This window comes from Sulfurovum sp. (assembly GCF_041562805.1).
GTDB lineage: Bacteria > Campylobacterota > Campylobacteria > Campylobacterales > Sulfurovaceae > Sulfurovum.
The window spans coordinates 1-9,821 of the sequence record NZ_JBFFOH010000091.1; the positions used below are offsets into that span (position 1 = coordinate 1).

The 9,821-nt window shown below is 38.7% G+C and carries 11 protein-coding genes and 1 pseudogene; all 12 read right to left on the minus strand.

The window, feature by feature from the left end; all coding sequences use genetic code 11:
* Window positions 1–2,007: hypothetical protein (locus ABYK33_RS10380; protein ID WP_373033121.1), on the minus strand; the 2,007-nt coding region annotated here is incomplete at its 3' end.
* Window positions 2,004–2,954 carry an Ig-like domain-containing protein gene (locus ABYK33_RS10385; protein ID WP_373033122.1) on the minus strand — a complete coding sequence of 317 codons (951 nt, stop codon included), beginning with the start codon at window positions 2,952–2,954 and terminating at the stop codon, window positions 2,004–2,006. The genes ABYK33_RS10380 and ABYK33_RS10385, both read right to left, overlap by 4 nt.
* 336 nt (window positions 2,955–3,290) lie before the next feature.
* Complete coding sequence (locus ABYK33_RS10390; protein WP_373033124.1) at window positions 3,291–3,476, minus strand: hypothetical protein; 186 nt, start codon at window positions 3,474–3,476, stop codon at window positions 3,291–3,293.
* Between the two features lie 3 nt (window positions 3,477–3,479).
* Window positions 3,480–4,370, minus strand: a complete 891-nt coding sequence (locus ABYK33_RS10395) for an Ig-like domain-containing protein (RefSeq protein WP_373033125.1) — start codon at window positions 4,368–4,370, stop codon at window positions 3,480–3,482.
* A 206-nt stretch (window positions 4,371–4,576) separates the two neighbouring features.
* Window positions 4,577–5,347: a transposase gene (locus ABYK33_RS10400; protein WP_373033126.1), complete on the minus strand. Its 771-nt coding sequence runs from the start codon at window positions 5,345–5,347 to the stop codon at window positions 4,577–4,579.
* A gap of 13 nt (window positions 5,348–5,360) precedes the next feature.
* Complete coding sequence (locus ABYK33_RS10405; protein WP_373033127.1) at window positions 5,361–5,696, minus strand: hypothetical protein; 336 nt, start codon at window positions 5,694–5,696, stop codon at window positions 5,361–5,363.
* Window positions 5,697–6,632 carry an Ig-like domain-containing protein gene (locus ABYK33_RS10410; protein WP_373033128.1) on the minus strand — a complete coding sequence of 312 codons (936 nt, stop codon included), beginning with the start codon at window positions 6,630–6,632 and terminating at the stop codon, window positions 5,697–5,699. It abuts the gene before it with no gap.
* A gap of 47 nt (window positions 6,633–6,679) precedes the next feature.
* On the minus strand, window positions 6,680–7,504 hold the full coding sequence (locus tag ABYK33_RS10415) for a hypothetical protein (protein ID WP_373033129.1): 825 nt from the start codon (window positions 7,502–7,504) through the stop codon (window positions 6,680–6,682).
* Between the two features lie 3 nt (window positions 7,505–7,507).
* Window positions 7,508–8,047: a hypothetical protein gene (locus ABYK33_RS10420; RefSeq protein WP_373033130.1), complete on the minus strand. Its 540-nt coding sequence runs from the start codon at window positions 8,045–8,047 to the stop codon at window positions 7,508–7,510.
* Between the two features lie 47 nt (window positions 8,048–8,094).
* Entirely contained in the window at window positions 8,095–8,916 is an 822-nt protein-coding gene (locus tag ABYK33_RS10425) for a hypothetical protein (RefSeq protein WP_373033131.1), read from the minus strand.
* A gap of 3 nt (window positions 8,917–8,919) precedes the next feature.
* Window positions 8,920–9,459 carry a hypothetical protein gene (locus ABYK33_RS10430; protein WP_373033132.1) on the minus strand — a complete coding sequence of 180 codons (540 nt, stop codon included), beginning with the start codon at window positions 9,457–9,459 and terminating at the stop codon, window positions 8,920–8,922.
* 139 nt (window positions 9,460–9,598) lie between these two features.
* Window positions 9,599–9,821 (minus strand): annotated as a pseudogene (locus tag ABYK33_RS10435) (molybdopterin molybdenumtransferase MoeA); the annotation flags it as partial.

Here is a 9,821-nt window from a genome sequence, read left to right on the forward strand (position 1 = left end):
CAGTTCAGTGAGTATATTTACTTTCAGACCATTCTCTTTAATGGCTGCACCGGAGACGATGGCGTGGATGCTTCCAAAGTTGGAGGTCGGCGTTGCGTCCATGTTCAGGTCATCATCGGTATCGACATCTTCTCCGCCTGTAGCGGAGATAAGGTAGAGACCGTCACTGGCTACGGACTGTTTAAAGCTTGATGGCAGAAGCATCAAACCGTTGGTGTCAAGAGTGTCTCCTGACGAGGTGTAGCCGTTATAGACGATTTGACCAAAGTCTGTTGCGACAAGGCTCATGATCTCTATCTGTGCATTGGCGATCGGGCCGAGTTCGATTCTGTTTAACAATGAAACAACTTCATAGTTGTACACTTTACCATCTTTATCATACTGATAGCGCTCACCTGCGTACTCTAAATCAGGATGTTCTGTAACTTCGACAGCAACACGGATACCGCCTTCCGGTTTCGTAATAATGATCTTGGCTACCGCACCTATGTTTAGCAGGTCTGTACTTGGAATGTTAATAGAGATCTTAAGACCACCGCCAGGGGCATCTATTTTTAATTTAATTGTTTCAGGCAGCAGCGCTTCATCGATGTTGGTAGTGTCTTGAGTTGTAATATGTACAACATAGGTCCCCGCTTGAACGTCTGCTTCATTTTCAATGAACCAATGTTCTTTGGGGCATGTCTCATCAAAGGTGTCATACGAAACGATTTCAACATCACCTGCACCATCTTCACCTTCTTTAAAAACAGTTAGTTCCAGGTCAATTGCAGGACTTTTCCAGCTAAGATCGACTTCGAGCACGCCTTCTGTCACATTAGCATCACCGCACCCTTTTACGATCTGGTCTTCTGTACCGTCAAGCAGGTAGCAGCCAACATCGTTACTCATATCATCAAGTATAATGTTTTGATCTTCCACGTCAATAATCAATTCACCATCTTCTGATGCAAATACATATTTTTTTATACCATTAACATCTAGTGGATAGGCTTTGCCAAGATAACGTTTTGTACCATTGACATCAACACTGTCTATTCTAAAAGGAAAGGCTGTGGGTATAGTTAGAGATTCTTGAAAATGTATCAATTCAGCTCTACGTTCTTCACAAATATGAGTGTTTATATTTTCTGTTTTTATCAGCCATTGAGAATAGGTTCTATCTAATGCAAGTAACAACGCAGGAATATTTTCTAATATTTGTCGCAGTGAATCAGTTTGTCTAAGATATTCAGAAACAAATTCATGGTTTAAATCAAAAAGCACATCGTCTTCAGGATTTAAATCTGCATTACCTTCCATACTACCTGGAATAGAATTGATAAGCTTATCCCCTCTAAATGTCACATAAGCACCTTTTAATGCATGAACGCTACTCGCAGGAGAAGCCACTTGTAGATTAGCGAAGTAGTCTTTATACCAAGTAGGTGTTAAGGTATCATATACACGGTTTGCAAACTTGCCACCTTGAGAGTGAGAAACTAATAATACTCTATGTCCTTTGGTAAAACTTATCGTTTTATAACGATTGAGCATATCCTCTAGATTCGCACCGTCTATAGATATAAAATAGTTATCTAACCACTCTCTAATGATTGAATGTTCGGAATGTTGCAACCATCCAAAAAATGAAAAATATGGCAACTGTCCTTCTCTTTGCAGTTGATCGAAAATCTCAACTATATCCCAGAAAAAACCAAAATATTCATCAATGTTTCCTGCCCCTGTTTCTGGTGACACACCTGTCCAATTGTATGAAAGTAAAATAATATTTTCATTTGCTTCAGCACTATCTCTGACAGCATAATGACGTTTTTTGAATGTTTGTATATTGCCATTATAGACTGACCATAATATTTTTCTTGATAATTCATCTCTTCCATTTTTAGCAGTTTCACTATCATTCCAGACACCATTTCCAAAATAAATATCTGTGATGTCTTCGTTTATTTCTACGCCGTGAACAAAACTTATTAACAAGCTCCATAATATAAATAACCGTTTCATTGCAACTCACCTAATACGTCAATATCAAAATCACATTTATCTTTAGTAGAGCTAAGGACACCTCCGCCTCCGCCTAACATATGTCCACTAAGTGAAGCGTTATAATAAAAATATGCTTTCATACGAAGTTTAGTGTTAAAGAGTTTTTCTTTATACTCATTATCATAAATTTTATTTTCTAGTCTAAACTTAGTTCCGGCTATACTTCCTTCTATAGATGACAAGTTGAATTTTTTTGTCGCTTCATCATACCAATACCATTTACAATCCAATGCATAATCTACTTTTTTATATGATTTATTCTCAAAAGCATTTTTAGGGTCATTTTCCATAATAAACTGATATGCTTTTGCATACTGTAGAGCAATAGCAGTTTTAGTTTTTGGAAATTCTACTTCTTTTGAAAAGCGAATAATAATATGCCTCTCCACATCATCCCTAACCCCATTTCCATTAGCATCAATCCCAAGCAGTGTCGAATCATTAACAACCGGGTCAGGTTCAGGCGGAAGTTGATGCCCGTTGATGACTTCCGGCACATAAAAACGGTACTTTATCTCTTTGATCTGCGTCGTTTTATAGGCTTTGTCCGCTTTAAGACTTTTGATCTCCACTTCGTAGATACCTTCGCTTAGTAATGTACTTGGCGTATAGACCACTTTGTTGTCAAACTTGTCATAGTCGATGGTACCGTCGATGTGCTCATTGGTCTTAGAGGAAAGGTGAACAAGTTTGATGTTGTTCTTTTGCACACTCGAAGCATCGAGCGGTACGGTAAAGCTCACTTCGATCTTGGCATTGTTCCAAACATCTGTTTGTGCTACTGTAGGAGAGAGTTTGGCGATAACCTCTTGATCGGTGCCTTTGGATATACTAAGATCATCATCGGCACCGTATAGAGAGATAGAGCCTGTTATAAAGAGTAGAAGTACCAAGAAGTGTTTCATCATTGCGCCTTTAAAATCGAATATGGCACATTGTATAATAGAAATATCTAATTATGTTATTAATAGTGTTAAATAGCTAAATTAATCTCATTTCTTGTTCCCATCGTCCTCGTTGAGAGTGCATACACTCACCATATTCGTTCTACATATATCAATTCCTCCCCGTTTCCTTCGTAATTACGCGCACTGAGATAATGCCAATGTACTGCTTCTTCAATACTCTCTCGTCTTGTAAATATCGGTATTCAGTGTAATATTGTACAGGTGCTAAAATGTGGAGATGTCGGTTTATAAACTTTATAGCGGCTTCGTCCCATTAGACAATTTTCTTACTGGCTAACTTTGGTACGCATTCCCAACGAGGACGTTTGGAACGAGGAAAAGAATATCATTAGCATTGGAACGAGCATCTTTTTCTTTAGTTAAAATGCCATTTGCAAAATATACATCAGTTTTTCGTTCATCTATTGCAGAAAATGCAAGTACCGGTAATATGATTAGGAGTAATAATATTTTTTTCATAATTTATTTCTCGTATCTACTCGTATTAAAATCACAAGCCTTTTTTTCATCTTCCTTTTTTGGAAGTGCATAGCTATCGCCACTCAAAAGGGTATCGTATTGAGTATATGCATTTTTTCTTTCTTCGGTATTGAAATATATTTTCTTTCTAAGATATTTTGTATCAAAGTCATTTTCGACCAATAATGGTTCATTGAAATACTTAGCATCATATTTATAATAAAACTCACAATGACGAGCCTTTCTTACTTCATCATGAATCTCCCTAGCCCTCTCAGGAGTCTCCAGCACTTTTTTATAAGCTCTTGCTGCCTGCATAGCAATATCTATATGTATAGGGTGTTTGTCTCTATACTTGTTAAGTATCCATATCTCCACATCATCCCTCACCCCATTCTCATTAGCATCAATCCCAAGCAGTGTCGAATCATTAATGGTCGGATCAGGCTCCGGCGGAAGTTGATGTCCATTGATGACTTCTGGCACATTAAAACGGTACTTGATCTCATTGATCTGTGTCGTTTTATAAGCTTTGTCCGCTTTAAGACTTTTGATCTCTACTTCGTAAACACCTTCACTTAGTAATGCATTTGGCGTATAGACCACTTTATTGTCAAACTTATCGTAGTCGATGGTACCGTCAATGTGCTCATTGGTCTTGGAAGAGAGGTGCGTGAGTTTGATGTTGTTCTTTTGCACACTCGAAGCATCGATCGGTACGGTAAAGCGCACTTCGATCTTGGCGTTGTTCCAGACATCGGTCTGTGCTACTGTAGGGGAGAGCTGAACAATTACATCCTGATCGGTGCCTTTAGATATACTGAGATCATCATCAGTACCGTAGAGAGAGATAGAGCCTGTTATAATGAGTAGAAGTACCAAGAAGTGTTTCATCATTGCGCCTTTAAAATCGAATATGGCACATTGTATAATAGAAATATCTAATTATGTTATTAATAGTGTTAAATGGCTAAATGAATCTCATTTCTTGTTCCCAACGTCCTCGTTGGGAGTGCATACACTCACCATATTCGTTCTACATATATCAATTCCTCCCCGTTTCCCGTAATTACGAAAATTTAGGGTCAGTCGCCAACTCACTACTTCACTCCTCTAAAAATCTTAGAGACTGCAGCAGGAGAAAGGTGTAAATACCTTGCGACTTCTGCCTGTTTATACCCATCGTTTAGTGCATCGATTATAGCTGAGTTTCTTTTACTCAGCTCTTCTGCTTTTTTAAAATGTTCTTGTAATGTTTTCTCTTTCTCTTGTCTGAACTCATGTTCAGTGTGAATGATTTTCTTTTTTTGTTCAATCTCCAGCTCTTTGAGTTCTTGTAATCTCAGTTCTGTTTCCAATAGTTCTTGAATACCCTCTTCTTCTAACTCTTTTATAAGCTTGGAGTGTTTGGCACAAGCAATGACATCAAGATTGCTGTTTAACTGTGTAGCGAGCAGTGTAAAAGGGTACTCACCTACTGTTTGTGCCATCTTTGCTTTGATGGGGTTATGTTCTATATATCTAAAGAGCGTATAGAGATAGTCTTCGTTGATGATATACCATGACTTGTATCGACCTTGCCAAAAATGTCCTGTACGTTTGTATGTTTTATTGAAGTAGATAGCGTAGTTGGAGTTTATTTGGCGCATAAAGAGTGAAAGATTTTCTTGTGTTGATTCTATGAGAAGATGGTAATGGTTGTCCATAAGGCAGTAGTCATGCACATTAACCTTATAGATGTCACACGCTTTACAGAGTATCTCTAAAAACTTCTTTTTATCATCAGCTGTTTTATAGATCTTCCCTCTTGCTACACCACGGTTGACTACATGGTGAAAGCCCGCAAAGTCAACTCTTGGTCTTCTTGGCATTCCTTCCTCCCTATTAGTATTTTAATCTATTGTACTCTAAAAGTAGCGAGTTGTCACCTGACCCTAAATTTTCTGGTGACACACCTGTCCAATTGTATGAAAGTAAAATGATGTTTTCATTTGCTTCAGCACTATCTCTAACAGAATAATGACGTTTTTTGAATGTCTCTACATTGCCATTATAAATATCAAATAAAATAACTCTACTGAGTGCCAGACGTCCTTCTTTTGCTGTATTAGCACGATTCCATACGCCATTTCCAAAGTAAATATCAGTAATATCTTCATTCGTTTCAATTCCGTAAACTAAGCTTACAAGCAAACTCCATAGTATAAATAGTCGTTTCATTTAGAGCTCACCTAAACCATCAATGTCAAAATTGCATTTATCTTTTGTAGAGCTCAGAACACCTCCCCCTCCACCTAACATGTGTCCACTAAGTGAAGCATTAAAATAAAAATATGCTTTCATCCGTTCTTTTGTATTAAATAGTTTTGACTCTAGTTCTTCATCAAAAATTTTATTTTTTACTATATGCTTTGAAATATTTGTACTTCGTAGGTTATTTTTCTTAATTCCTGCATCTATAAAATAACCAAAACAGTCTAATGCGTAATCTGCGTACTTGTATGTTTTATTTTTATATGAATATTTTGGATCATGTCCAACAATATATTGATATGCATTTGCAAACTGCAATGCAATAGCAGTTTTTGTTTTAGGATATTCTGTATCATCAGCATATCGCTGAAGAATATATATCTCCACATCATCCCTCACCCCATTCCCATTAGCATCAATCCCAAGCAGTGTCGAGTTGTTCACTACCGGGTCAGGCTCAGGCGGAAGTTGATGGCCGTTGATAACTTCGGGGACATAAAAACGGTACTTTATCTCATTGATCTGTGCCGACTTGTAGTCTTTGTCCGCTTTGAGGCTTTTGATCTCCACTTCATACGTGCCTACAGGAAGTAAAGCGCTTGGTGTAAAGAGGACTTTGTTGTCGTATTTGTCGTAACTGATGGCACCGTCGATGTGGTCGTTGGTCTTGGAGGAGAGATATACTAGTTTGACATTGTTCTTCTGTACGCTCGAAGCGTCGAGCGGTACGTTAAAAGAGACCTCGATCTTGGCATTGTTCCAGACATCGGTCTGTGCTACTGTAGGGGAGAGTTGAGCAATTACGGCTTGGTCGGTGCCTTTGGATATACTTAGATCATCACCGGAACCGTAGAGAGAGATAGAACCTGTTATAAGAAACAGGAGTATCAAGAAGTGTTTCATTGTTGTGCCTTTTACATCAAATCTGGCACAGTTTATCACAAACAATTTTATATTGTTAATATAAATTTACTTTTATTGTCCGCCACTAGAACGTTAGTCTTTACGCCACCCTCTGTTGCTTCAAATCTGCATATGGTTCTCGAACGGGCACCAGTACTGCAGTCTCGTTCAACTATCCTTCCCAGTTCTGATACGTAACTATATCCAACAGGTTTGGAACCGGGCGGCGGCACAAACCCTGCAGGATATTGCGTATAGTCCAGTTTCCAATCAATGTTTCGTACACTATTTTTAAGATGGTCTAAACTTGAAAAACCGTTGGTAGCAAGTCTACTTACGAGATCATTGTTCCAGTCTATTCGCGGAGTATCCGATTTTATATCTGCATTCATGGGTGAAGCTACACTCACAGCCTCAAAGTAAGGTTGCATCCACGCATCCAAACCCTGATACGCTTCATAGGTAAAAAGGTTCCCTTGAAAGTGGGCAACCACTAAGACTTTGTGCCCCTCTTTGATACTGTTTTTATACGAATCTATTTGCTCTGAAAGATTTCTGCCGTGGGAAGTCTGGACAAATTCATCTATGAGCCCCTGTATCCCAAGCTTTTGAAAAAGAGATTCAAGGAGATCGAAGGTGATACGGTGGGATTCATTATAGTTGTAGGCTACTTTGCCGATGGTTTTGTTGCAAGTGGCTATACTAAACTTATTGATAATGGCGTCTTCAAGGATACCTGCGTTATCAATTGCCGTTTGTTGTGCTGTCATAATACCATTAGCAAAATAAACATCGGTTTTTCGTTCATCAATATTTGCAAATATTGTTACAGAATTCAGTAGTAGTACAAATGCAAAAAGTAGTTTTTTCATCAACTACTCCTCGTATTTGCTGATATTGAAATCACATGCAGCTTTTCTTTCTTCAATTTTAAGAAGTGTATAGCTGCCGCCACTTAACAACTTGTCGTACTGAAGATATGCCTCCATACGCTTTTGTGTATTGAAATATATTTTACTTCTGAAAAACTCATTAACAACATTGTTTTTTAATAATAAAGGTTCATTGAAATATTTTGCATTTAATCTATAATACAATTGACAATATACTGCTTTATCCACTTCATCATGAATCTCCCTCGCTTTTTCAGGAGTCTCAAGCACTTTTCTATATGCTCTTGCTGCCTGCATAGCAATAGCTATATAGATTGGATGTTTGTCTTTATATTTATTCAATACCCAAATCTCCACATCATCCCGCACGCCGTTCTTATTTGCATCAATTCCGAGCAGTGTCGAGTTGTTCACTACCGGATCAGGCTCCGGCGGTAGCTGATGCCCTTGAATGATCTGAGGTTCTGTTGCGTACAGCACCACTAGAGAAAGAGGGAAGAGGAGTATCAAGAAGTGTTTCATTGTTGTGCCTTTTACATAAAATTTGGCACAGTTTATCACAAACAATTTTATATTGTTAATATAAATTTACTTTTATTGTCAGCCACTAGAACGTTCGTGTTTACGCCACCCTCTGTTGCTTCAAATCTGCATATGGTTCTCGAGCGGGCACCAGTACTGCAGTCTCGTTCAACTATCCTTCCCAGTTCTGATACGTAACTATATCCAACAGGTTTGGAACCGGGCGGCGGCACAAACCCTACAGGATATTGCGTATAGTCCAGTTTCCAATCAATGTTTCGTACTTTACTGTTTAGATCAGCCAGATCACTGGCTCCCAGGTTCGCGATCCTTGCTGCTATATCATTGTCCCAGTCAATTCTTTCTGTTTCTGGTTTTATGTCGGCTTTCATCGGCGATGCAATAGTTACCGCTTCGAAATAGTTCTGCATCCATTCAGCTAAACCGTTATAGGCCTCATACGTATAAAGATTCCCCTGAGAGTGTGCGACCACCAAGACTCTGTGGCCAGAGTTAATACTGGCTTTATATTTATCAATTTGTAGTTGTAAATCTGGCTTATGAGAAGGAATAAAAAGGTTTGTTAACCAATCCCATCCAAACTTTTGAAGAAGTGTTTCCAGTGAATCTGTTACAAAATCTGTAGTTTGGTTGTAGGCATAGGATACTTCGCCAATGGATTGGGTATAAGTGGCCATACCAAACTTATCAATAATGGAATCTCGAAGCAATATTGTGTTCTTTTTTGAAGTATCTGGTGATGTTAAAATACCGTTAGCAAAATAAACATCCGTTTTACGTTCATCTACAGCCGAGAAACTTACAACTGGGTAGAAGAATATAAAGAAAAGTAAAAATGATTTTTTCATTACTTATTCTTCATACTTGCTGGTATTGAAATCACATAAACTTTTTAGGGTTTCTATTTTCGGGAGTGCATAGCTATCGCCACTCAATAATTTATCATACTCAATATAGCGAGCCTCTCTCTTTTCAGTGTTGAAATAAATTTTCTTTCTATAATATTCTGTCGACACCTCTTCAGTTACCAATAATGGTTCATTAAAATATTTGGCGTAATTACTATAATATGATTCACAGTCTATATAGGCTGTTGCTTTATAATGAATTTCTTTTGCCTTTTCAGCATGTTCAAGTATAAGTTTAAATCCTCTAGCCCCCTGCATAGCGATATCAATATGTATAGGATGTTTATCTTTATATTTTTCATAAATCCACCGCTCCACATCATCCCGCACCCCGTTATTATTAGCATCGATCCCGAGCAGTGTCGAATCATTAATAACCGGATCAGGCTCCGGCGGCAGGACATGGCCGTGGATGATCTGAGGTTCTGTTGCGTATAGCACCACTAGAGAAAGAGGGAAGAGGAGTGTCAATAAGTGCTTCATCGTTGTGCCTTTGACATCAGATAGGGCACAGTATATCACAATAGATTTTTTATTGTTAGCAAGTATTTTAATTTATTGTTCGAATCCAGGCCTTGTTAGTGCGTTGGAGAAGGGGCCAACTCTCTTGGCCTCATAGCGTTTAGAAGCGGTCGAGCTTGATGACCTTTACAGTCTCTCCCGCCTCTTTTAGGCCGTCCTCTTCGCTGCTGACGATCAGAGCAGCATCACCGAGCATGTTGGTCAGAATAGCCGACGTCCCCACCTTTTTGCCCGCAAAGTCGACAACATATCTGCCCTCTCTGAACGCAAGGTTGCAGGCCGTAAACTCACTCTTTCTGGAGCGTTTGTTGAACGGCTCGGCC

Bases quoted from the DNA above. Each gene is read 5' to 3' on its own strand.
- ABYK33_RS10385 (WP_373033122.1), bottom strand. From the start codon at position 2,954: ATGAAACACTTCTTGGTACTTCTACTCTTTATAACAGGCTCTATCTCT.
- ABYK33_RS10390 (WP_373033124.1), bottom strand. From the start codon at position 3,476: ATGAAAAAAATATTATTACTCCTAATCATATTACCGGTACTTGCATTT.
- ABYK33_RS10395 (WP_373033125.1), bottom strand. From the start codon at position 4,370: ATGAAACACTTCTTGGTACTTCTACTCATTATAACAGGCTCTATCTCT.
- ABYK33_RS10400 (WP_373033126.1), bottom strand. From the start codon at position 5,347: ATGCCAAGAAGACCAAGAGTTGACTTTGCGGGCTTTCACCATGTAGTC.
- ABYK33_RS10405 (WP_373033127.1), bottom strand. From the start codon at position 5,696: ATGAAACGACTATTTATACTATGGAGTTTGCTTGTAAGCTTAGTTTAC.
- ABYK33_RS10410 (WP_373033128.1), bottom strand. From the start codon at position 6,632: ATGAAACACTTCTTGATACTCCTGTTTCTTATAACAGGTTCTATCTCT.
- ABYK33_RS10415 (WP_373033129.1), bottom strand. From the start codon at position 7,504: ATGAAAAAACTACTTTTTGCATTTGTACTACTACTGAATTCTGTAACA.
- ABYK33_RS10420 (WP_373033130.1), bottom strand. From the start codon at position 8,047: ATGAAACACTTCTTGATACTCCTCTTCCCTCTTTCTCTAGTGGTGCTG.
- ABYK33_RS10425 (WP_373033131.1), bottom strand. From the start codon at position 8,916: ATGAAAAAATCATTTTTACTTTTCTTTATATTCTTCTACCCAGTTGTA.
- ABYK33_RS10430 (WP_373033132.1), bottom strand. From the start codon at position 9,459: ATGAAGCACTTATTGACACTCCTCTTCCCTCTTTCTCTAGTGGTGCTA.